Annotated in this window: 13 protein-coding genes; 6 read left to right on the top strand and 7 right to left on the bottom strand. The window is 57.2% G+C overall.

All coding sequences use genetic code 11. The features are described 5' to 3' along the window. Nucleotides 1-45 precede the first annotated feature (45 nt). The 4 genes from sstT to U738_RS20575 form a co-directional block, all read right to left on the bottom strand. Complete coding sequence (gene sstT, locus U738_RS20590; RefSeq protein ID WP_035584914.1) at nucleotides 46-1,266, bottom strand: serine/threonine transporter SstT; 1,221 nt, start codon at nucleotides 1,264-1,266, stop codon at nucleotides 46-48. A 260-nt stretch (nucleotides 1,267-1,526) separates the two neighbouring features. Further along, the gene (locus U738_RS20585) at nucleotides 1,527-1,847 is read right to left on the bottom strand and encodes a hypothetical protein (RefSeq protein ID WP_050713216.1); all 321 of its coding nucleotides are present in this window, start codon (nucleotides 1,845-1,847) and stop codon (nucleotides 1,527-1,529) included. A 145-nt stretch (nucleotides 1,848-1,992) separates the two neighbouring features. Beyond that, nucleotides 1,993-10,596 (bottom strand): GH36-type glycosyl hydrolase domain-containing protein, encoded by an 8,604-nt coding sequence (locus tag U738_RS20580; protein ID WP_035585711.1) that lies wholly within the window; start codon nucleotides 10,594-10,596, stop codon nucleotides 1,993-1,995. A 153-nt stretch (nucleotides 10,597-10,749) separates the two neighbouring features. Beyond that, nucleotides 10,750-11,376 (bottom strand): CDP-alcohol phosphatidyltransferase family protein, encoded by a 627-nt coding sequence (locus U738_RS20575; RefSeq protein WP_035584910.1) that lies wholly within the window; start codon nucleotides 11,374-11,376, stop codon nucleotides 10,750-10,752. 294 nt (nucleotides 11,377-11,670) lie between these two features. Between U738_RS20575 and U738_RS20570 the strand changes: the two genes are divergently transcribed. The 5 genes from U738_RS20570 (at nucleotide 11,671) to U738_RS20550 (ending at nucleotide 18,985) form a co-directional block, all read left to right on the top strand. Further along, nucleotides 11,671-13,302: a DASS family sodium-coupled anion symporter gene (locus tag U738_RS20570; RefSeq protein WP_035585709.1), complete on the top strand. Its 1,632-nt coding sequence runs from the start codon at nucleotides 11,671-11,673 to the stop codon at nucleotides 13,300-13,302. 126 nt (nucleotides 13,303-13,428) lie between these two features. After that, the gene (locus tag U738_RS20565) at nucleotides 13,429-14,574 is read left to right on the top strand and encodes an exonuclease SbcCD subunit D (RefSeq protein ID WP_035584907.1); all 1,146 of its coding nucleotides are present in this window, start codon (nucleotides 13,429-13,431) and stop codon (nucleotides 14,572-14,574) included. Beyond that, nucleotides 14,571-17,636: an AAA family ATPase gene (locus U738_RS20560; protein ID WP_035584904.1), complete on the top strand. Its 3,066-nt coding sequence runs from the start codon at nucleotides 14,571-14,573 to the stop codon at nucleotides 17,634-17,636. The genes U738_RS20565 and U738_RS20560 overlap by 4 nt, the downstream gene beginning before the upstream one ends. 105 nt (nucleotides 17,637-17,741) lie before the next feature. Further along, nucleotides 17,742-18,482, top strand: coding sequence for a tellurite resistance TerB family protein (locus tag U738_RS20555; protein ID WP_035584902.1), 741 nt, complete (start codon nucleotides 17,742-17,744; stop codon nucleotides 18,480-18,482). Continuing rightward, a complete protein-coding gene (locus tag U738_RS20550) occupies nucleotides 18,482-18,985 on the top strand; it encodes a phosphatidylglycerophosphatase A family protein (protein WP_035584899.1) in 504 nt (167 codons plus the stop codon). The genes U738_RS20555 and U738_RS20550 overlap by 1 nt, the downstream gene beginning before the upstream one ends. Nucleotides 18,986-19,074: 89 nt before the next feature. Here U738_RS20550 and U738_RS20545 read toward each other — a convergent pair whose 3' ends face one another. From U738_RS20545 to U738_RS20535, 3 genes are all read right to left on the bottom strand, one after another. Further along, nucleotides 19,075-20,457, bottom strand: a complete 1,383-nt coding sequence (locus tag U738_RS20545; protein ID WP_035584895.1) for an NAD-dependent succinate-semialdehyde dehydrogenase — start codon at nucleotides 20,455-20,457, stop codon at nucleotides 19,075-19,077. 187 nt (nucleotides 20,458-20,644) lie between these two features. Continuing rightward, on the bottom strand, nucleotides 20,645-21,283 hold the full coding sequence (msrA, locus tag U738_RS20540; protein ID WP_035584893.1) for a peptide-methionine (S)-S-oxide reductase MsrA: 639 nt from the start codon (nucleotides 21,281-21,283) through the stop codon (nucleotides 20,645-20,647). 94 nt (nucleotides 21,284-21,377) lie between these two features. Further along, entirely contained in the window at nucleotides 21,378-22,310 is a 933-nt protein-coding gene (locus U738_RS20535) for a LysR family transcriptional regulator (protein WP_035584890.1), read from the bottom strand. A 152-nt stretch (nucleotides 22,311-22,462) separates the two neighbouring features. On the opposite strand from U738_RS20535, the gene U738_RS20530 reads away from it, so the two are divergent. Then, nucleotides 22,463-23,974 carry a CoA-acylating methylmalonate-semialdehyde dehydrogenase gene (locus tag U738_RS20530; RefSeq protein WP_035584887.1) on the top strand — a complete coding sequence of 504 codons (1,512 nt, stop codon included), beginning with the start codon at nucleotides 22,463-22,465 and terminating at the stop codon, nucleotides 23,972-23,974. Nucleotide 23,975: the final 1 nt, after the last annotated feature.

Genomic DNA, 23,975 nt, shown 5'->3' with positions numbered 1-23,975 from the left:
ACTGGGGGAGCGGCTGTTATAAGCAGCCGCTCCCCAGGGGGGCTCTTAAGAGCGCTTCGCCTCTTGCGACTGGCAAGCAGCAGTGAACAGCACATCGGTAGAGGAGTTGAGGGCGGTTTCGGTGGAGTCCTGTACCACGCTGATCACAAAGCCAATCGCCACCGCTTGCATGGCCACTTCCGTGGGAATACCAAACAGGTTGGCGGCCATGGGAATCAGCATCAGTGAGCCGCCCGCCACGCCTGAAACGCCGCAGGCCGCCAGCGCTGAAACCACGCAAAGTAGCAACGCCGTAGGGAAGTCGACGCTAATGCCCAGCGTATGAGTGGTTGCCAGAGTGATCACCGTAATAGTGATGGCCGCACCGCACATATTGATCGTCGCGCCCAGCGGAATGGAAATGGAGTAGGTGTCAGGGTCGAGCTTTAGGCGGCGGCATAGCTCCAGGTTCACCGGGATATTCGCGGCCGAGCTACGGGTGAAAAAGGCGGTAATCGCACTGCCGCGCAGGCACGTAAATACAAGGGGATAAGGGTTTTGCCGGGTGGTGAAGTAAACCAGCAGCGGGTTGCTCACTAGCGCTACAAACAGCATGCAACCCACAATCACACCTAGTAACTGGGCGTAATTAAGCAGCGCCGCAACGCCGGATTCTGCCAGCGTGCCTGCCACCAAACCAAAGATACCCAGCGGCGCTAAACGAATCACCAGCGTCACAATGCGGGTGACCGCCGTGGATAAGTCGCTTAACGCTTGGCGGGTGGTGTCGCTGGCTTGGCGCAGGGTCAAACCCAGGCCGATGGCCCAGGCCAGAATAGCGATGAAGTTAGCCTCCATCAGTGCACTAACCGGGTTGGCCACCGCATTCAACAGCAGGTCGCGCAGCACGCTAAAAATATCCCCGGGCGGGCTGCCGTCAACTTGGCCTGCATTCAATGAGAGTTCGGTAGGAAATAAAAAGCTGGCCGCCACGGCAATTAATGCAGCGATTAACGTGCCCGCCACATACAGCATCAGCACGGGTCGAATGTGGGTTGGCTGGCCTTTTTGGTGAGCTGAAATCGCTGCCGCCACCAATACAAACACCAAAATGGGAGCTACCGCTTGTAAGGCAGCGATAAATAACTGGCCAAGCAGCGCCACATCGCTAGCAATGCCCGGTGAGAAAAGGGCAAGCAATACCCCGGCAACGATACCGATTAAAATTTGCGAGATAAGGCCCAGCCGTAAAAGTGGCCGGAATACTGCGTGGGCGGTGGCGATCATTGCGCAACTCTCAGGTAGTCAAAAGTGGGGGGTGGCGTTGCGGTAGGGCCCGCTAACGCACCTGAAAGGGGCAGTATTCTATCAGCTGATGCCTTCTTCCGTGACGCTGATATTTACCTAGTCGAGGAGATGGCTATTTTGAGGGGTAGCGATGGCACGCCGCATTGATTCAATAAAAATGCCCCAACCGCGTAACCAGGTAGGGGCTTGATAGAGGGTGCTTTTTTGCACAGGCAAGTTAGCCGTGCAGAATCAACCGATTAGGCCGCCACGACGCCGAGGGCTGCTGGAGCAGTTTGTTTCGGTTTGCGGAGGGGTTCGTCGTTATCTGCGGGTAGCTCACTTTCACCCACGATCTCCGTATACCCACGCTGAGTTAAAGCCAGTACTTCGGGTGAAGTGCCCCACTTCATCAGCATCTCATCCAGCAGTTGCTCAGCTTTTTCAGCTTGACCCCAGCGGGTTAGCAGTTGGGCTACGGCGTAGTCGCACTCGGGGGTATCGAACAGTTCATCCTTGATGTCTTGAATGGCGATATGAAGACCCGCCTGGGAAAGGTCGTTTGATGTTTCGCTATGCATATCACGGCTCCGTGTGATTGCGAATGGGACGGCGGTTAAACTGGCAGAACCACCTGAAGATAAATGGCACGCTTAGCGTGCGAGATTGAGACTAATATAGCCGTGAGTAAGAAGCAAATGTGAAAAATGGCTGACAAACAGTTAGTTAACATGGGTTATGTGATCGATGAATAAACACCTCAAGCTGGTGGTGTTGGCCATCCAGTGGGACACGTACCTCTCCCTGCTGGAGTGTGAGGTGACGGCCATCAAGTTGTGCGTTAAGCGCCTCATCGGTGGTGGTAACCTTAACCGCGTAGTGGGTATCGGCAACGTTCAGCGTTGCGCTAAAACCTGGCCAGTCATGGGGAAGGCAGGGGGCAATCACCAGCCAGCCACCTTCCCGACGGATACCCAGAATGCCCTCAATACCGGCGCGGTACATCCAACCCGCTGAGCCCGTGTACCAAGTCCAGCCGCCACGCCCCGTGTGAGGCGCAACAGAATAGACATCCGCGGCGACCACATAGGGTTCGACGTGATAACGAGCGGCTTCTTCGGCGGTGCGGGCATGATTGATCGGGTTGAGTAGCGCAAAAAGCGCATGCGCTTTGCTGCCCTCGCCGAGCTTGGCAAAGGCGAGAATTGCCCACATCGCGGCGTGGCTATATTGCCCACCGTTTTCGCGCATGCCGGGTGGGTAGCCGCCGATATAGCCAGGGTCGCGCTGGGGCTGATCGAAGGGGGGCCAAAACAGCAGTGCAAGTTGCTCATCGTGCCTGATCAGCTCGCGTTCCAGTGACGCCATGGCGAGGGCTGCGCGGTTGGGGGCTGCTGCCCCCGAGAGTACCGCCCAAGTCTGGGCAATCGAATCAATTTGGCAGGCGTCGCTCTCTTTGCTACCCAGCCAAGTGCCGTCATCGAAGGTCGCCCGTCGGTACCACTGGCCGTCCCAGGCGTTGCTTTCCAGCGCACCGCGCAACGCAGTGATATGGGCACGCCAACGCTTAGCGCGTGGTGTATCTGGTGTGGCTGAAGGCGCTTGTTTTTCGTACTGCTGGGCATAGGGTAGAAACAGTTCCAGGGTATGCACCAGCAGCCAGCCAAGCCACACGCTTTCGCCTTCGCCCGCTTCGCCAACGCGGTTCATGCCATCGTTCCAATCGCCGCCACCGATCAGCGGCAAACCGTGCTCGCCGGAAAGCGATATGCACTGATCTAAGCCACGGGCGCAGTGCTCAAACAGCGAGGCGGTTTCCGCTGCAATCATCGGCTGGAAAAAACTGTCGTGCTCGCCAGGGGCTAATTCAGCGCCTTCCAGAAAGCTTACCGGCTCCTCCAGCACGGCGGCGTCGTGGGAGGTGGCGATATAGCGAGCGCAGGCATAGGCCAGCCACACCCGGTCATCGGAAATGCGCGTACGCACCCCTTGTCCGGAGTGGGGCAGCCACCAGTGCTGAACATCGCCTTCAACAAACTGGCGGGAAGCGGCACGCAGTAAATGCTCGCGAGTGGTTTCGGGGCTAGTGAACGTTAACGCCATACCGTCCTGCAACTGGTCGCGGAAACCATAGGCGCCGCTGGCTTGGTAAAACCCTGAGCGCGCGGTGATTCGGCAGGCAATGGTTTGATACATCAGCCAGCCGTTAAGCATGATGTCCATGGCACGGTCAGGGGTCGTTACTTGTACCGCGTTAAGCTGCGTTTGCCAGTACGCTGTGACTATGGCGAGTTCGGCGTCAATATCCGCCTCGCGATAACGCGCAATCAGCGTTGTGGCCTCAGCAGTGGAGCTGCCTTGACCCATTAATACAACGATATCGACGCTTTCACCGGCCGCTAGCGTCACGCTGCGGTTAAGCGCGGCGCAAGGGTCCAGCCCCGCACCTTGGGTGCCGGAGAGCGGAGCGTGGCTGCGCAATCCTGCGGGCGCTGCCAAGCTGCCTCCCGGGCCGATAAATTCGCAGCGATCAGCCGTCCAGGAAGTGGGCTGAGTGCCGATATCCAGAAACGCTACCCGGCCTGGGAAATTTATATTCCAGGGGTTCTCAACCAGCAACGCGCCGCTATCGGCATCTGGGTGCGATATAAGAAAAGGGGCCGAGCCACTGCGCGAGGTACCCAGTACCCATTCGGCATAAGCCGTCACGGAGAGCATACGTGGACGCCCGGAGTGATTGCTAAGACGTAGCCGCGACACCCTAAGTGGGGCTTCTAGCGGTACGAAGTGCAGCAGCTCCAGGGCAATCCCATCCGCTTGATGCTCGAACTGGCTATAACCGAAGCCGTGCCGCGCTATGTAGCGGCCATGATCGCGTACAGGGCGGGCAGTGGCGGTGTAAAGGGCCATCGACTCTTCATCACGGACATAGATCACATCGCCACTCGGATCCACAACAGGATCGTTCGACCACGTTGTTAGCTGGTTTTCGCGGCTGTTATCCGCCCATACATAGCCGGCGCCTTCTGCTGATACTTGAAAGCCGAAGCCCGCGTTAGCGATCACGTTTATCCACGGCGCGGGTGTGGAGCTTCCCGCCTCAAGTACCGTTACATACTCGCGGCCATCCAAGGCAAAACCGCCCAACCCATTAAAAAACTCAAGCGCTGGGAGCGGTGTTTCACTGACATTGAGTGGGATGTGCTTGGGTAGGGGGCGTTTGATAAACGATTGGAGCTGGGTTGGCGCGCGGAGTGCGGGCAGCGTCAGGGCTAGCTGGTTCGCTATGCTGCCACGATGGGCCATTAACGCGACGCATGCTATCGACTGAAGCTGTGTGCGCACTTCCAAACTCATCAGGTCGGCACGTAGTGCAATTACAGAGCCCTGAGCGAAATCCTTTTTAAAACGAGGCTGGGTTTGGCTGCTAAGCACGGCGGTTTCAATGGCTTGCTGTAGATCCTGAATATAGGAGGAGGAGCGTTCATTGATAATCACCACATCCACGCCTAGCCGCTTCATGCGCCAATATTCGTGGGCGCGCAGTAGTTGGCGTACCTGGCCAATGTCATCAACGCTATCGATGCGCATTAGAATAATTGGCAGGTCGCCGGAAATACTGTGCTGCCAGAGCCGTGACTGCGGCCCGGCGCCACGCTCAATGGCCTCGGAAGGTGCTCTAAATCGGGCATCAGGATAAAGAATCGGCGCAGCCAAACGCTGAAAGTCGGCCGCTTCTTCAGGCTGAATGCCTAAATGGCGAAGCTGAACCTGTGCCTGAGTCCAGGCGAGGGTTTTGGCGCGCTCAAAAGCACTGCGGTCGTGATGTTTGTCGATCAGATCCATCAGCGCTTCGCGGGAGGAGGCGACCACCGTCCAGTAAGCGATGCGGGTGGCTTTGCCAGGCGCCACGCGCAGGCAGTAGCGCAGCGCAAAAATAGGATCCAGTACGCTACCGACACTGCTCGAAAGGCGCTGCCCCTCTGCCAGCGCTGAGGCGTGCAACATGCTTCGGCCGCGGCCTAAAAACTGGGCACGATCAGTCTCGAACTCCAGCTCGCCCACAATGTCGCCCTCTACCACCGCAAAGTGAGCCGCCCACACCTGCTCATCATCGGGGGAGCGCCGACGCCTTGTTGCGATCAGGGCATTGAATGCTTCCAGATACTCGGTCACCACAAACATCTTGGCAAAGGCGGGGTGCGCATTGTCGGCACTGGGGCTGGTCAAGACTAACTCAGAATAGGAGGTAAGCGTGATGTCACGGGGGTGACGGCTGTTGTTAGTTAGCGAAAGGTGGCGCACTTCGCTGTCGTCCTCGCCGGAAACCAGCACCTCCATGTGACTGGTGATATCGTCGTGACGATGGGTATAGCGAGCATAATCCTCGGCAAATATCGCATAGCTATGGTCATCATTATCGTCGGCTGGGTGTGCCGCCGTTTGTCCTGTGGCGGTCCACACGCCGGGGTGTTTGCTGTCGCGTAGAAAAATAAAGCTGCCTAAGTGGTCGCGGGTGGTGTCCGGCTGCCAGCGGCTAATGGCGATGTTACGCCACCTGCTGTAGCCCCCGCCGGTGGCCGTTAGCATCACCGAGTAGCAGCCGTTGGAGAGTAAATGGGTAACGGGCGGGCCACCGGCGGCCATTGAGGCGCGGCGAATGGTTTGGGCCTCGTTAATACTCTGGCTGGCCGTTGACTTCACCTCTTCCGCGCGGGGGTGGGCGATCGCCACATTACGCGGTACCCGCTCTTGGAGCAGTAGCTCACTGGCTTGAATCATCGGCTCGCGGTGAAAACGGGCGCGCATTTGGCCGTGGTGCAGGGTGTTAGCGATGGCCACGATGGTCATGCCCTGATGGTGGGCCATAAAACTACGTACAATCACTACGCTTTCCCCAGCGGGCAGCCGCGAACGGGTAAAGTCGAGCGCTTCGTAGAAACCGTAGCGGCCTAGTGCGTCCATCTCCGTTAAGCGTTTGAAATTGCGACAGGCGCCGCTGGGGTCAACCATGGTGGCCAGACCGGTGGCGTACGGTGCAATCACCAGGTCAGCAGATAGCCCCCGTTTGAGCCCTAAGCCCGGCACCCCAAAATTAGAGTATTGATAGGTGAACTCCATATCCCGGGCGTTATAAGCGGATTCAGAAATACCCCAGGGCGCGGAGAGCTGGGCGGCGTAGGTCTCTTGACGTTTCACCACCAGCCGGTTGGTTTGCTCCAGCAGGCTGCCCCCCGGAGCGCGCATTACCAGCGACGGCATCAGGTATTCAAACATCGACCCCGACCAGGAAATCAGCGCCGAGCCAAAGGTAACCGGAGTGGCAGCACGCCCTAGCCTGAACCAGTGGCGGGTGGGTATGTCGCCTTTGGCAATTGCAAATAGGCTGGCCAGCCGTGCTTCGGAAGCCAGTAGGTCGTAGCAGCTGGTATCCAGGCAGTTGTCGTCGAGTGAATAACCTATCGACAACAATTGGCGCTCGTGATTGAACAGGAAATCGAAATCCATGCCCAGTGCCAGGCGTCGCGTTGAATCGGCAAGCTGTTGCAGGCGCAGGGCGATTGCCCCCCTGTCCAAGCTTGGCTGGGTATTCCGGTCATGGCTGTGTTGAGCGACGGAGGACTGTAAAACTTCCAACCAAAACAGCAGGTCTTCGCTATAGGAGTCGCTATACGCGTTGAGGGGCTTTCGCACCAAATTTAAAGCGCTATCCATCAAAGCGGCGATATTTGCCAAGCATACCATCGACATCACTTCGCCCTTTAGCTGGGCGTCAATGGCGTCAAACTGCACGCTCAGTTGAACCGCTAATTTTTCCGGCAGGGTTGAAACCTGCTTGAGTGCCTGCCGAGCAAGGTTGAGCGTGTCAGCAATACCCGCGCGTGGGTCAGTTAGATAGCCTGCCGTTTGCCATATTTCGCAGGCATTGGCGATAGCGATCAGGTGCCCTGCCAAGTTGCCGCTATCCACTGTAGATACATAGCGGGGATTAAGCGGGCGCAGGTCGTGGGTGGCATACCAGTTGTAAAAGTGCCCCCGATAGCGGGGTAGTCCCAGCATCACACCCAGCGTTGCTTCCAGTCGTTCAAGCGTTTCATGGGTGCCAATCCAGCCGAAATCCCGTGCGGCCAGGGTGGAGAGTAGATAGAGCCCCATATTGGTAGGCGAGGTGCGCTGGGCGAGGACGGGCTGGGGATCTTCTTGAAAGTTATCCGGCGGTAAGCGGTTATCTGTGGTGGTCACAAAGGTTTCGAAATAGCGCCAGGTTCTCCGTGCAATTGCCCGTAGCTCAAGGGCTTCTTCTGTTGAAATGGTGGGTTGAACAACAACACTTGTGCTGCTGCTCAACCAAGATGCCACTGCCGGAGCAGCCAACCAAAGCAGCACCATGGGCAGTGCGATTGGCCATGTGTGGCTGGCTGTCCAGAGCGCACTGATAGCCACCGCTAGCCCGAGTACGGTGCCAGGTGCCATGCGCTGGTAGAAGCCCAATACCGTCAGCGGTGGGCTTTTCATCGATTGGGCGGCAGACGTCCACTCAAGTAGACGCCGGTGGGTGATCAGCACACGAACTAAGGTTCTGGCGATGGCGTCCAGCATGCGCCATGCCTGGTCGGGCAAAAAAATGATCAGTAGCAGAATTTGTGCGCTACCCAGCTTTAGCTCGTCAAACCAAAGGTGGTAGTGGTGGCGTAGTCTAGACCACGCCCGGAAGGGAACGAATGAGGCCGTTAGGGAAAGCAACACCGGTGCCCCGACAACGGCCAGTAGTAGCAGTGTACTGGTGATCGCCATGCTCAGCGGCAACTGCCAGCTAACCGCAAGGCTTGCCAGCACTAATAGTGGCGTTACCGAGCGGCGCAGGTTGCCGAGCATTTTCATCCGCCCGGTGAGCGGCAGCGTCGGGGCGATTAGCCAAGGGAGCAGTTGCCAGTCGCCGCGTGTCCAGCGGTGCTGACGCTTGGCGGCTACATCATAGCGGGCCGGGAAGTCTTCAATCACTTCGATATCGGAGGCGAGTCCCGCACGGGCAAATACACCCTCGAACAAGTCGTGGCTGAGCAGGCTATTGTCGGGCACTCGGCCAGCCAGCGAGGCTTCAAAGGCATCAATCGCGTAAATACCTTTACCGGCGAACGAGCCTTCACCGACCAAATCCTGATAGAGATCTGAAATAGCGGCGGCGTAAGGGTCGATGCCCCCAGGCGCGGAGAATAGCCGCTGGTAGATGGAGCCTTCGCCTCCTGTGGGCAGCGACGGCGTCACCCGAGGCTGCAGTATTGCATACCCCTCCACGACCCGACGTAGCTGCTGATCCATTCGTGGCTGGTTTAACGGATGCGCCATTTTACCGATCAAACGGCTTGCCGCGCCTCGCGGTAGACGGGTATCGGCATCCAGGGTGATCACGTAGCGTAAGTCGCTGGGCAGCGGTGGCGGGTCTATAAAGGTGGTGTCCGTGGCGCCACGTAGCAAGCGATTTAGCTCGTGCAGCTTGCCTCGCTTACGCTCCCACCCCATCCAGGTATTTTCGCTGGCGTTAAATACCCTTCGCCGATGGAGCAAAAAGAAGCGTTTATCGCTATCGAGGGCGAGAGGACAGTACCGCTTATTTAAATGCTCTACCGCTTCTTGAGCAGCCGTTAACAGCGCGGCCTCATGGGGTAGTTCCGCTTGGGGGGCATCCACGCCGTCAAGCAGTAGCGCGTAGCCAAGCGCCCCCTCACCGCTGGATAAGTGGTGCACTTCAAGGCGCTCAATCTGTTCGCGCAGCTCTTCTTCGCTGGTCAGCAGCGAAGGCACCGCCACCAGGGTTCTTAACTGAGGCGGAACCCCTTTGGCAAGGTCGAGACCTGGCAGCGGCTGAGCGTCGATAGAGTAGATAATCAAGCGGTTCACGATCAGCGTTGCGACTTCCATAATGGGCAGGAAGCCGAACGCTCCTAGCAGCATGAGCCAAGGTAATGACACGTTGCCTATCGCCAGCGGCAACGAAAGCAGTAGCCCACCGGCCAGTGTCATCAGGGTCAGTGTGATCACCGCCATCAATACGATATAGCTACGAATACCGTGGTGAATGAGCGTGCGGCGCAACCACTGACGGGAGGAGGGGGTGAACTGAACTTGGCGCTCAAGGGTTAAACGACCTGAGCCAACCAAGAAATAGCCGGGGTCTCCCCGCCGTGCAGCTTCGGCCGGGTCGCTGGTGCCAGCCGCTGCCTGGTGGGAGAGGGAGAGCGCCGCATCGACTACCTCGAGCTCACTGTAACGAGATCCTCGGGCGATCTGCTCTATGGCGCTGCGATACTGGTTGCGGGTGGGGAAGTCAAGTTGATCGAAGTGACTCTGCTGGCGTAGCCGTGTATCCACCAAACTGACACTTTCAAACAGCTCGGCCCAGTCGATGCTGGAAACAAAGCGCATGCTCGTGATGATATTACGCACGGTAACGTTGGCGGCGCCTTGGCGCTGCTGAGCGTGTTGAACCATCTCGTCGATGGTTTCACCCTTACGGCTAAGCTGCTCATCAAGCCAATCAACCAGCGGGCTGCTGCGCGGGTCTAAGCCGCGCAGCCGCTTAGCGAGCTGTGCGGTGAAGGGCTCTGCTAACGGCCCTTTATGAATATTAAGGGTGGTGGTTTCCAGGTGAAAGGTATGACGTTCCTGGGAGGTTTGCCGATCGGTGGGCGTTAACCATTTAGCCGCTAATGCATCGGCTTCGTCCCTTGCGGTTTGTTCGCTGATAATTTGGTCGGCAAGTCGGCGCAGGTTCTCGATCAGCACAATGCGAAGCGTGATTGCCACTGCCCATAGTTCGCCAATGGTCAGTGGCTGAACGCGTTGATACGCGGTGATAAAATTCTGCAAATTATCCTGGTCGATATGGCTGTCGGTGTGCGCCACAAAGGCCCAGGCGATACCGAATACCCGCGGGTAGCCTGCAAAAGGCCCGTTGGCTAACTTCGGTAGCTGGCGGTAATAACCTGGGGGAAGGTCGCTGCGTATTTCACGAATTTGCGCTTCAATTAGATGGTAATTATCGAGCAACCAGGCGGCAGCGGGCACAATTTCTCGCCCACCTGCCAGCGCTGTGGCGCTGGCGCGGTAAACGTCCAGCAGGGCGCGCGCGTTATCGTTGAGACGTCGTGTTAACGATACTACGTTGGGTGGCGTGCTGGTCACTGCTTGTTTAAGCGCCAAACTGCCTGCGTGCTGTTCAAGCCGTTCTGCGCTGAAAAGCTCTTCCCTGACCGGGGCAGTAGAGTTCCACGGCGCTGCAAACGTAGGGTGCGGGCGCACAAAACGGAGAAGTTGTTTCACAGATTCCATCCTGGTGGCAGTGCGATTTTTTAGCCGCACAAGTGGAGCTTCCTTACCAGAACAATGGTCGCGCGGAGGGGGTAAGTCTGTTCGATAGCACACATTGCGCTTATTAATTGACGTCGGTAGGCCCTGCCGGTCACTTTATTAAATACGCCAGGGTTACAAATCAGCTTTATATCTGCGCAGCGTCCAATAGCCGCCCCATAGCCTGGTCGCCGTTGTGATCAAACAAGCAGTCGCAAATAGCGTAGCTAACGTTGGAAAGTGGTCAGGAAATAGACAGAAAACCACCAGTGCCAGCACGGTCTCAGTCCCTTCGGTTAAGCCCTCTAAATAGTAGAAGGCCTTGTTAGGAAAGTTAGGCCGCTCTATTGCTTGCTGTTTGGCGGCAATCGCAAAGGCCAGAAACGAGGTGCCGGTGCCGATAAACGCAAACAGCAGTAGGCAGGCAGCGAGGGCATTTTGGGCGGGATTTGCAAGTGCGAAGCCAAGCACTACCGCCGCATAGAAAACAAAGTCGAGCCCGATATCCAGAAAGCCACCCGCATTGCTGGTGCTTTCACTCAAGCGTGCCAGGGCGCCATCTAAACCGTCGCCAAGGCGGTTAAGCACAATCGCCACCAGGGCGAGCCCATACTGCTCCCATGCCAACAGCGGCAGGGCGGCCATCCCTATCACAAAAGCGCAGAGTGTCACTTGGTCGGCGGCAATGTGCTTGTTATGCAACGTCTGCGCGATTCGTTTGAGGGGACGATGGGTCAGCGGCATTGTCCAGCGATCAAGCACTCGGTTCTCCTCATCGGGTATAGATAATTTTAAATGAATAGTCATGCCAACTTACGTAGTTCATACGCTTATGTCACCGTTAGCATTTACTAATGGTTACAACCAAAGGTTGTTAGACTTTGGTTGTAATTACGGGCAAATGACTGGACTAATTGCCTATTGCAGTTAATAAAGGGCGCCAAAGAAGGTTCCGCGTTACCCATCGGGTGGCTTATTTACCTGGATGCCGACCCTCGATGTGTTCTTTTCACTCTGACCGTAAGTGGCGCAAATTGTATGCATAAAACTGCCCTGATGACGGTATGGGATCAGCTATGGCACTCCCACTACCAAGCCAAAAACCTATTGATGTGCGCGCTGCCAACGGGTGGGGCCGCCAACGCCGCGGCTTCCAATGCCAAGCGCAACCCTTCCCCTCAACCTAAGCCGCCTGCCTACACGACTCCTCAGAAGGTTGGCTTAGTGCTTGGCCCGCTGCTGTTCGCGTTGGTTGCGCTGTTTTTTCACCCTGAAGACTTAAGCGTTGAAGGGCGCATGGTGCTGGCCACTACCTTGTGGGTAGCGGTGTGGTGGATCACCGAAGCCATTCCTATTCCCGCCACCTCTCTTTTGCCTATCGTGCTGTTGCCGATTACCGGCGCGCTGGAGGGCAGTACGGTGACGGCCGCTTATGGCAATCCGATTATTTTCCTGTTTTTGGGCGGTTTTATGATTGCCCTGGCAATGGAAAAGTGGGATTTGCACAAGCGTATCGCGCTGTCGATTATCGCCGTGCTAGGTACCAGCATTAACAGCATTGTATTCGGCTTTATGGCCGCGACCGGCTTTTTGTCGATGTGGGTCTCCAACACCGCGTCGGTCATGATGATGCTGCCTATTGGTACCGCTATCGTGTACCAGGTTAGCCAGGAACTGGCGAAAAGTGACGGCGATCACAGTGCCGAAATCGATAAATTCAGCAAAGCGCTGATTTTTGGTATCGGGTACGGCGGTACCATTGGTGGTTTAGGTACGCTGATTGGCACCCCGCCTAATATTATTCTTGCCGCGATAGTTAACGAGCTGTTTGGCATCGAGATTTCTTTCGCTGGCTGGCTGATGTTCGCTTTTCCTGTTGTGTTGGTGCTGCTGTTTAGCGCCTGGCTACTACTGACGCGGGTGTTTTTCCGCATTGAGTTTAGCCATTTGCCGGGTGGCCGAGAGCTTATCAATAAGGAAAAAGCGGCCCTGGGTAACACCAGTTTTGAAGAGAAAGCGGTGTTGGCCGTTTTCCTGTTTGCGGCCTTTATGTGGATCACCCGGTCGTTTTTGTGGCAGGGACAGATCATTAATATCCCCGGCATTAACGACACCATGATCGCCATCGTCGCGGCGCTCCTGCTGTTTTTGATTCCTTCCAAAAACAAAGGTGGCTGCCTGCTGGGTTGGGATATCGCCAAAGATGTACCTTGGGGTATTTTACTACTGTTCGGCGGCGGCTTAGCGATTGCCGCGGGCTTTGGCTCATCCGGTTTGGCGGAGTGGATCGGTGGGCAGATGAGTGTGCTGGAAGGCGTCAACTTCCTGCTGGTCATTCTGCTGGCGACCGGCATGGTGCTGTTCTTAACCGAAATCACCTCGAATACTGCCACAGCAACCATGATCCTACCGGTGCTGGCGTCACTGGCACTGGCGCTGGATATCCATCCTTTTGTACTGATGGTTCCAGCCGCGATGGCTGCTAACTGTGCCTTTATGCTGCCTGTGGGTACCCCGCCTAACGCGATTATCTTCGCTACAGGTAAAATCACAATTTTAGAGATGGTGCGTACCGGCTTCTGGATCAACATCATTGCAATGCTGCTGATTGTGGCAGCGGTATATTTCATGCTGCCACTTATGTGGGGGGTTGACCTCACCAGCTACCCTGACGCCTTCCGTCGTTAGTAAGATTTTATAGCATCGCCTAGCCCCGCCCGTGTGCGGGGCTTTTTTATGCTGAAATGGAGTTTTGTGAGTAGATAGCGTGTCGGGTTGTTATCATGCCGATACACTATTTTTGCTGAGCCTGTTATGCGTCTACTTCACACCGCCGACTGGCATCTGGGGCGGCTGTTCCACAACCTGTCGTTGCTGGATGACCAGCGCCATGTGCTCGACCAGCTTATCGAGATCATCGACCGCGAAAGCGTCGATGCGGTGCTGATTGCAGGGGATATCTACGACCGCTCGGTGCCGCCCTCGGCGGCGGTAACGCTGCTGGACGAAGTGCTCCACGCGCTCTGCGAAGAGCGCAAACTGCCGGTGATTATGATCTCAGGCAACCACGACGGTGCCGAGCGTCTACGCTTCGGCGCCCGCCACCTACGCCAAGCTGGGCTGCATATTCTTTCTGACCTCGCCGATTTCGCCACCCCCGTCACGCTGACGATTAAGGGCGTTGAAGTCGATGTATTCGGCATTCCCTACGCCGACCCCGAGCATGTGCGCAGCCAGTTTGATGTCGATGCCCGCGACTTTGACGGCGCCCACCGCTATTTAGTCGAGCGCATTAGCGAGCAGCGCCACCCCGCACGCCCCTGTGTGTTGATGAGCCACTGTTTTGTGGATGGCGGCAGTGCTTCTGACTCAGAGCGCCCGTTGACCTTGGGCGGTGCCGAAAGCGTTGCCTGGGAGCCTATGCAAGGCTTTGATTATGTAGCACTTGGCCATCTCCACGGCCCCCAGTATCGCGGCGGCGAGCATATTCGCTACAGCGGCTCGCTGCTCAAATACAGCTTTTCCGAAGCCAACCAGCGTAAAGGCGTAACGCTGGTGGATATCGACGCGTCTGGCGTCACCCAGATTGAACAGATTCCACTGATACCCAGTCGCGAAGTGCGCATATTAGAGGGCGAGATTGATGCATTGATCGCCCAGGGGCGAACAGACCCGAACGCTGATGACTATCTGCTGGTGCGGCTTACCGATCGCCACGCCATTCTCGACCCCATGGGCAAGCTGCGCGATGTGTATCCCAACGTCCTGCACCTGGAAAAGCCCGGCATGTTAGACGCCCGCGGCAGTCAGCAGCTTGATCGTGAGCGGCTGCGCTTTGATGCGCTGGATATGTTCAGCGACTTCTTTAATCAAACCAGTGGGGAAGCCATGAGCGAAGAGCAGGCAAGCGCCATGGCGGCGTTAATTACTCAACTGCAGCGCGATGAGGCCCAGCAATGACGCCGTTAACCCTCACCATGCAGGCGTTTGGCCCTTTTGCGGGTAGTGAGACCATCGATTTCACCGCGCTGGGTAGAAGCCCGCTGTTTCTGATTAACGGCCCCACTGGTGCTGGTAAAAGCTCGATTCTCGATGCGCTCTGTTTTGCCCTGTATGGCCAGACCACCGGCAATGAACGCGACCCTTCACAGATGCGCTGCGATCAGGCCGATGCCACGTTGCTCACCGAAGTCACGCTGGATTTTCGTTTGCGAGGGATCGGTTACAGGGTGCGTCGCGTGCCTCAGCAGGAGCGCCCCAAAGCGCGCGGTGAAGGCACCACCACCCATAACGCGGAAGCCCAGCTTTGGCGATTAAAAGCCGATGGAGAGGTAGAAACCTGCCTGGTGGCGCGCAAGGTGAACGATGCCACTACGGAGCTGCAAACCCTGATTGGCCTGGATGCCAACCAGTTTCGTCAGGTAATGGTATTGCCCCAGGGAAAGTTTCGCGAACTGCTGTTGGCAGGTTCCAAAGAGCGCGAAGTGATTTTTTCCCAGCTGTTTCAAACCCAAATTTTTCAGCGTATTGAAGAGCGCCTGCGTACCCAGGCCAGTCAAATCGAGCGGGCGGTGAATGACCATCGCCAGCATATTAGCGGCATTCTCGCCGGTGGTGAGCTGGAAAGCGAAGCCGCCCTAGCGCAGGAGCAAGAGTCGCTGGCGCCCCAAGTAGAAGAGGCACGGCAACGCTTTGACACCGCCCAGCAGCAGCGCCGTCAGGCCGAACAGCAGCGCGACGAAGCTCAGGCGCTGCAGCGCCAATTTGCGGCCCGGGAGTCGCTAGCCGCGGATAAAGCTCGCCATCTTGAGCAGCAGGCCCACATAGAAAGCATTAAAGAGCGTTTAGCGCAAAGCGCCCACGCTCAGGCGCTGCGCCCGCAGAACACTGCGCTCGCCCAAGCGCAGCATTTGTTCACCACCGCTCAAACTGAGCAGCGCCAGGCACAAGCTGTGTTAACCACCCAGCGCGCCCACGCCGAACAGGCGCAGCAGGGGTTAGAAACCGCACGGCAACGCCAGGCAGAACTTCCCGCGCTGCGCGAGCGGCATCGCCAGTTGGGCGAGTTTATCCACAAGGGGCAGCAGCTAAGCGAGTTGCAGGCGCGTTTTCAAACGGCGCAGGCCGCCTGGCAACAAGCCGATGGGGCGCTCAAACGTGATGAAAAGCAGCTAGACAGCATTCGCCAGCAGGGGGAAGCCATAGGCATCAATCTGGAGCGTTTACAGACAGAGTTTCAGCAACTGGCCAGCGCCCCCGCGGAGCTAAGCCGCCATGAGCGCCTACTCAACCAGCGCCAAGAGCTGGATGAACTCACCCGGCAGGGGCGGGCGTTAACCACTCAACAGCAGCAGGCAACGGAAGCGCTCAGCCGCCAGCAAAGCGAAGTGGCGCAAGCGCAGCGTCATGCCACTGAGCAGGAGATGCGCTGGCACCAGGGGCAGGCCGCACTATTAGCGCTTAGCCTTGAAGTGGGCGCCGCTTGCCCGGTGTGTGGCAGCCTGGAGCATCCAGCCCCGGCGGTTCAAAACGCCGATGTCGTTACCCAGGCGCAGGTAGAAACGGCGCGCTTAGCGCTGGAAAACCACCGTCAGGCGCTGCAAACCGCTGAACGCCACACTCAACACCTCGCCCAACAGAGTAGCTACAACGCGGAGCAGGTTCAGCGGCTTAACCAACAACTGGGTGAGTGGGCCAGCCAAGCGCTGATGGCGCTGCAAAATGCCTGCGAAGGATTGAGTCGCCAAGCGAAGCGGCGGGAAAGCGTTGAGAAAGAAATTAGCCAGCAAACCGCCGCCCGTGATGCGCTGCGCCGGGAGTGGGGCGCGTTGGACAAGCAGCTCAAAGCCCAGCGGCCCGCGGTCGAGAAGGCCAAAGAAGACGCGCTGCGCCTGGAGAGCCTGCGTGATCAATTGAGTCAATCGCTGCCGGAAGATGCCCGCGACCCTGAGGCCATGCGCCGAACCCTTGCTGAGCTTGAACAGCAAATCGCCCAGCTTGAAAAAGCCTGGGAGAGCGCTCAGCAGGCGCTATCGATCGCTCAAACCCAGTTGGCACGGGCGGAAGAGCAGTTACGTGGTGCTAGCCAACGAGTCGAGCGTCACCAACAGGAGCATGAACAGGCGCAAACCGAGTGGCAAACGGCGCTTCAGGCCAGCCCCTTCGACGATGACGCAGCGTTTCAGGCGGCGCAGTTGAATGACCCTCAGCGGGGGGAGCTGACTCGCCAGGTAGAAACGTATCAACATCGCCTGGCTGAGCTGGAGGGCGCGCTACAGAATTACCAAACCCAGCTTGCGGAAAAAACGCCGCCAGACCTTGAGGCCTTGACTCGCCTGACCGAGGCCGCCCAAGCCGAGGAGAACACCCAGTTAGAGGCGTGGCGAACGCTTGACGGAAGGTTAACCACGCTCACAGGCATTCACCAAAAGCTTGCCGCGGCACACGCCGCCCAGGCTGAACTGGAAGCCCAGTACCAGCTGTGGGGTACGCTCAGCGAGGTGGCCAATGGCCGCACCGGGCATCGCATCAGTTTGCAGCGCTTTGTGTTGGGCGTACTGCTGGATGATGTTCTGATTCAAGCCTCCGAACGGTTGGTGCGCATGAGCCGCGGGCGCTATCAGCTAGTGCGCCGGGAAGATCCCTCCAAGGGCAACAGAGCGTCAGGTTTGGAGCTTGATGTAGCCGATACCTACACCGGCAAAAACCGCTCGGTGGCGACGCTTTCCGGCGGCGAGTCTTTCATGGCCGCACTCTCGCTGGCGCTGGGGCTTTCCGACGTGGTGCAGGCGTACGCTGGCGGCATTCAACTGGATACGCTATTTATCGATGAGGGCTTTGGTAGCCTGGATCAAGATGCCTTGGATCAAGCCATCGCCATGCTCAGCGAGCTGCAAATGGGCGGTCGTATGATCGGGGTGATCTCCCATGTCAGCGAACTCAAGGAGCAAATGCCAGTCCGTATAGAGGTGCATGCCAGCCGACACGGGAGCTCGGTGGAAGTGAAGGGCGCACTTCTTTGATGTCTGAAGTGGCATTAATTCATGCTGCGTTCATACGGCATGTTTTATAACGTGAGTAGGTCGTCAAGCGCGCACTCAATATACTGTCTTCTTAGGAGTACAAGGATGAACGCAAGCAAGATTTTACAGCAGCTTATGCAGCAGGCCGGCGGTAGCCAGAAGGGCAGCAGCAGCGGGGTCGATGTTAAAGGCATGCTGAGCGGACTTTCAAAGCAGTTGGGCGGTGGCAGCAGTCAAGGCGGTGGTTCCTCCAGCGGTTTTGATATGAAAAGCCTGCTCGGCGGTGGTGCCATGGGAATGTTAATCGGCTCCAAGCGCGGTCGCAGCATCGGAGGCAAAGCGCTCAAGTACGGTGCCATTGCAGGTGTCGGTGCGCTGGCATGGAAGGCGTGGCAGAGTTCCCAAGCGGCTAAAAACGGCGGCGCGCAACCGTCGGCTAGTCAAGCCAGCGCAAGCGAAGGCGAGCGGATAGAAGCGCTTAGTGGCGAGTACCAAGAGCGTCGCAGCCTGGAACTGCTGCAGGCGATGATTATGGCCGCCCGGGCCGATGGCCATATTGATGAGCAGGAGCAGGCGCTGATTACTGAACAGATTGACGCCCTAGGTGCTGATCAAGAGATGCATAACTGGGTGGAGCAACAGCTACAAGCGCCGCTCGATGCCCAGGCGCTGGCCCGGGAAGCTGACTCTCCCCAGGCGGCGCGGGAAATGTACCTGATCAGCGTGGCCGTGACTGACGCTCAAAATCCTATGGAGCGCGCTTGGCTTGACCAGTTGGGCAGTGCCCTCAACTTACCCAAAGAGATGACCGCTGAACTTGAGCGCCAAGCGCAGCAGGCGGGTTAATGCTCGATACGGTTAATTTTTGGCTGGCTACCGGCTTTGGGCTGGGGCTAGCGCCGGTGGCGCCCGGTACTTTTGGCTCGCTGCTGGGCATTCCCTTGGCGTGGTGGCTGTTGAGCCGCCCGCTGGTGCAGCAGGGCACCATCATGGCAGCTCTGCTACTACTTGCGGTGCCGGTTTGCCACGTTGCCGCCTGGCACTATGTTGGACTGGGGCATGAAGAATTAGATCATGGCAGTATCGTTGCCGACGAATATGTGGCGTTCCCGCTGGCGGTAATCGGGTTGCAGGCCGCCCGCCACCCGCTGGTTATGGCGCTGGCATTCGGTGTTTACCGCTTTTTCGATGCACTGAAGCCGCCGCCGATTCATCTGGCAGAGTATGTTAACGGTGGTTTTGGCATCGTGTTAGATGATGTGATTGCGGCGCTGGTGACCTGGGTGGTAATGGCGATTGGGCTAAAGCTTTGGCAGCGTCGAGCATCAGGGCAACAGTTAAACTCGTAAGAGTGCGCGCAACGAAACAAGCGCCGCTAGCCTGATGAAAAGCTAGCGGCGCTCTTGGTTATCGCTCACGATTTTGAGCGTTTACGGAATTACTCTTGCACGACAATCACCGACTTGGCATTGACGAACTCAAGCATGCCGAAACCGCCATGCTCACGGCCGTAGCCGGAGTTTTTGACGCCGCCAAACGGCATCTCTGGGGTAGCAACACCAAAGCCGTTAATAAACACCATACCCGTATCAAAGTACTTACTGGCAAGTTCGGTGGCGCGCTTCACATCTTTAGAGATAATGCCGCCGCCCAGGCCATAACGGCTGTCGTTGGCAATGCGCATGGCGTCTTCGTCATCTTTGGCACGAATCAACGCTGCTACAGGGCCAAATAGCTCATCGTCGTATGCTGGCTGACCGGGGGTCACGTTATCCAGCACAGTGACCGGATAGAAAGCACCTTTACCTGAAGGCTTTTCACCGCCGCAGAGAATTTTCGCACCTTTACGAACACTTTCTTCCACTTGTTCGTGAAGCCCATCGCGCAGATCAACGCGAGCCATGGGACCAAGGTCGCTGCCTTCTTGAGTTGGGTCGCCTGCTTTCAGCGCCTGCATACGTTCTACGTAGCGCTGTTTAAACGTTTCGTAGTTCTTTTCAGTCACTACAAAACGCTTGGCGGCAACGCAGGTTTGCCCACCGTTGTAGACGCGCCCCTGCACGCAGGTGTCGATGGCCACATCCATGTCGGCGTCATCGAGTACCAGGTAAGCGTCGTTGGAGCCCAGCTCAAGCACGGTCTTTTTAAGGTGCTCCGCGGCCTTGCCGGCCACTTTGCGGCCCGCACCATCACTACCCGTGAGCGTTACGCCCCGCACTGCAGAGTGAGCAATCACTTCGTCAGATATGTCGTGAGAGATCACCAGCGTACGGAAAACGTTTTCGGGAAGCCCTGCTTTACGGTAGATTTTTTCAAGAAGCAGGCCGCTGCCGGTCACGTTTTCAGCGTGTTTTAGCAGTACGCCGTTACCCGCCATAATATTGGCGATGGAGTAACGTACCACCTGATACGCGGGGAAGTTCCAGGGCTGAATGCCGTAGATCACACCCATTGGTGAGTAGGTCACGAAACCACGCTCGCCGTTGCCAGGCTGGCGCTCTTCGTCAGCCAGCTTCTTGGGGCCGTGTTCAGCGGTGTAATCACAGATGCCGGTACACAGATCCACTTCCTGGCGGGCCTGAGAAGGCAGTTTGCCCATTTCCTTGACCATCAGGTCGGCAAGCTCTTCTTTGTGCTCTTGCATCGCTTGGCCAATCGCTTTGACTGTTTTAGCGCGGCTTTCCAGAGGTTCTAAGCGCCAATCGAGAAAGGCCTCGTAGCAGGCGTCCACGACCTGCTTGGCTTCTGCGCTGCTCATCAACGCATAGGTTTCGAGGGCTTCACCATTGGTGGGATTGATCGTCGTAATGCTGTTGCTCATAAGATCTCCTATCTATAGATCAACGTTTGGGTCAAAGCGTCCAGCTCCTGGGCGCTTAGTCGACCGGTCTACTTTTAATGTGCAGTCACTCTAGTACAAAATGAGCGTGTTTGCATAATAGCTGTGTTTATTTTCAGGCAACGTGCTAAGCAATCAGTTCCATGATGAAAGCGAATAAGATGCTTTGCTACTCAAACGTAGGCCCGCCGGCTTCTTCGCCCCATACTTCTTCCAGGCGACCGTCGCGACCACAGCTGTAGCGGTAGAACTTATAACGCACGGGGTTCTTTTGATAATAGTCCTGGTGGTACTCCTCGGCAGGCCAGAAGGTGGTGGCCGGTACTATTTGGGTGGCAACGTCTCGGTCAAAGCGTGCCTCCATTTCCGCTTTGGACGCTTCGGCAAGTTCACGCTGCTCGTCATTGTGATAAAAGATCGCCGAACGGTACTGATCGCCCACGTCGCAGAACTGACGGTCGACCGCAAAGGGGTCGATGTTGCGCCAGAAGATTTCTAAGAGCTGCTCGTAGCTGATCTGCTCGGAGTCGTATTCGATTTGCACGACTTCAGCATGGCCAGTACCACCCTTGGAGATATCTTCGTAGCTGGGGTTCTCTAGCTCGCCGCCGATATAGCCGGAAATGGTGGCACTGACGCCGGGTTGGGTGTCGTAAGGAGGTTCCATGCACCAGAAGCAGCCCCCGGCAAACGTCGCTTCTGCATTGGCCTGCTCTTGAGACGACTGGGCTTGGAGTGACGCACTGGCGAGGCCTGCAACTGCCATGATACTGAGCGTTAAGGGGCGCAAAAGCGGAAGTCGGGTCATTGTAGGCACTCCAGTGGTGGTAGCGAGTCATTGCGTGCTGTTGAGCCGATTAGTGGCATCAAGCGCGATTTCCTTACAGCCATTCTGTTACAAGCTAGCCGGGTCGATGTGGCCATACCTCATCCAGTGTACTCAGCGCTGCATTTACCGGAGGCTCGTTGGCGCTTTCGTGTCGCCAAATAAAGCTTAATGCACAGGGCAGTCGAATGTTGTCGGCCACGGCTAGGCCACTCTCCTGGCGTTCGGTCATCGCTAGAGCGTCCCGGGCCAGGCTTAGGCCGACACCTGCGCGCACTAGGTCAAGCATGCAGGCCTCCTGGTCAACCTGGGCCACCCGATTGGGTACTGCGCCGCTTGGTCCAAGCGCCTGTTTTAATAGCCGATGGTGGGCGGAATTTTGGGGCGTGACAATCCACGGCAGCGTGGCCAGGTGCTCCCAGCGGGTATCGATAAGCCGGTTTTCCCAGCCCGCGGGGGCAACCACATGGTAGTGAAAATGCGTTAGCTCTCGCCAAGCCAGCGCCTCATGCCCTTTGCCAGGGGTGAGCCCAGAGGCTAGACCAGGACCTTCGCCGGGCGGCGCTAAATAAAAACCGACATCTAAATTGCCCTGTTCAATGCGGTTAAGCACGCTGCCGCTCATGCCATGGTGCAGCTCGGTTTCTAACTGGGGCGCGCGGGCCATTAAGCGGCTTAAAAAGGCGCCCAGGCGGAGAAATTCGGGGTCGACGATGGTGCCGATTGAGAGCTTGCCGCGCAGCGTGCTGTGTAATGTCCCGGCGGTTTGCTCAAACGCCTGGGCGCTGGCCAGGGCTTTTTCGGCGGCGGGCAGCAGCGCATGGCCATCGGCCGTCAACGCAAGGCCCTGAGGACGGCGGCTAAACAGCGTGAGGCCTAAATTCGCCTGCAGCTGCTTCAACTTTAGGCTAATGGCTGGTTGGGTCAGGTGTAGCTGCTCGGCGGCGCGTGACACGCTGCCCGTTCGTGCAACGGCCACGAAGGCGCGCAGGGTGGCGTACTCTTGCATGATTAGCCTCAAATACTTGTCGTGATATTAGCAGAGCTTATAACTGGCTTTTAAATAACTCAATTGATCCGTTCGCAGTGCCCAGTAGGCTAGGCTGAAGGTAAGCTCTTTGCACACGCTCTCAACATGCGTTCTTAAAACAGGTACTCCTCATGACAACAACAGCGATTCAACACTTTATTAATGGCCAGGTCAGCGCTGGAGAATCTTCTCACTCTCAGGATGTATTCAACCCCGCCACCGGCCGTGTTACCGGTCATGTATCGCTGGCTTCCCCGGCGGACGTCAATACCGCGGTAGAGGCCGCCCAAGCCGCTTTTCCCGCCTGGGCTGATACCCCACCCATCCGACGCGCCCGGGTGATGTTCAAGTTTTTAGAGCTGTTAAACGCCCATAAAGATGAGCTAGCCGAAGCGATTACCAAAGAGCACGGCAAGGTGTTCACCGACGCCCAGGGTGAAGTGGCCCGCGGTATCGATATTGTCGAATTTGCCTGTGGAATTCCGCAGCTGTTAAAGGGTGACTACACCGAGCAGGTGAGTACCGGGATTGATAATTGGACGATGCGCCAGCCGTTAGGCGTCGTGGCTGGTATAACGCCATTTAATTTCCCAGCCATGGTGCCGATGTGGATGTTCCCGCTGGCAATTGCGGCGGGGAATACGTTTATTTTGAAGCCAAGCCCCCTTGATCCCAGTGCTTCGCTGCTGATGGCTGACTTGCTAAAGCAGGCAGGCCTGCCCGATGGCGTGTTTAACGTTGTGCAGGGTGATAAAGACTCCGTGGAAGCGCTCATCGACCACCCGCATGTTAAGGCGCTGTCGTTTGTGGGCTCCACGCCGATTGCCAACCTGATCTACGAGCGCGGCGCCCGCAACGGCAAGCGTATTCAAGCCTTGGGCGGGGCCAAAAATCATATGGTAGTGATGCCGGATGCGCATTTGGATAAAGCCGTCGATGCGCTGATTGGCGCTGCCTACGGCTCTGCCGGTGAGCGCTGCATGGCGATTAGCGTGGCGGTGCTGGTCGGTGATGTGGCGGATAAAGTTGTCCCAGCATTGGCTGAACGGGCCAAAGCGCTAAAAGTAAAAGATGGCATGCAGCTGGATGCGGAAATGGGCCCCATTGTGACCCGTGAGGCTCATCAGCGGATTACCGGCTATATCGAAAAAGGCGTGGCTGAAGGCGCTGAACTGGTGGTCGATGGTCGTACCTTTGACGCCTCTACGGCGGGGGAGGAGTGCGCCGAAGGGTTCTGGATGGGCGGCACGCTGTTCGACAATGTCACTCCCGAGATGACGATCTACAAAGAGGAAATTTTTGGCCCGGTACTGGTCTGTGTGCGGGTGCCGGATATCGCCACGGCCATTCAGTTGATTAACGATCATGAATTCGGTAACGGCGTAAGCTGCTTTACCGAAAGCGGTACGGTGGCGCGGGAGTTTGGCCGCCGTATTCAGGTCGGCATGGTGGGTATCAATGTGCCCATTCCGGTGCCCATGGCGTGGCACGGCTTTGGCGGCTGGAAGCGCTCAATGTTTGGTGATACCCACGCCTATGGCGAAGAGGGCGTGCGTTTCTACACCAAGCAGAAATCGATTATGCAGCGCTGGTCGGACTCGATTGATGCCGGGGCTGAATTTGTAATGCCCACTGCGAAGTAAC

Source organism: Halomonas sp. TG39a, from assembly GCF_000744395.1.
In the GTDB taxonomy this organism is placed as follows: domain Bacteria; phylum Pseudomonadota; class Gammaproteobacteria; order Pseudomonadales; family Halomonadaceae; genus Vreelandella; species Vreelandella ventosae_B.
This window is presented reverse-complemented; position numbering and strand designations above follow the sequence as displayed.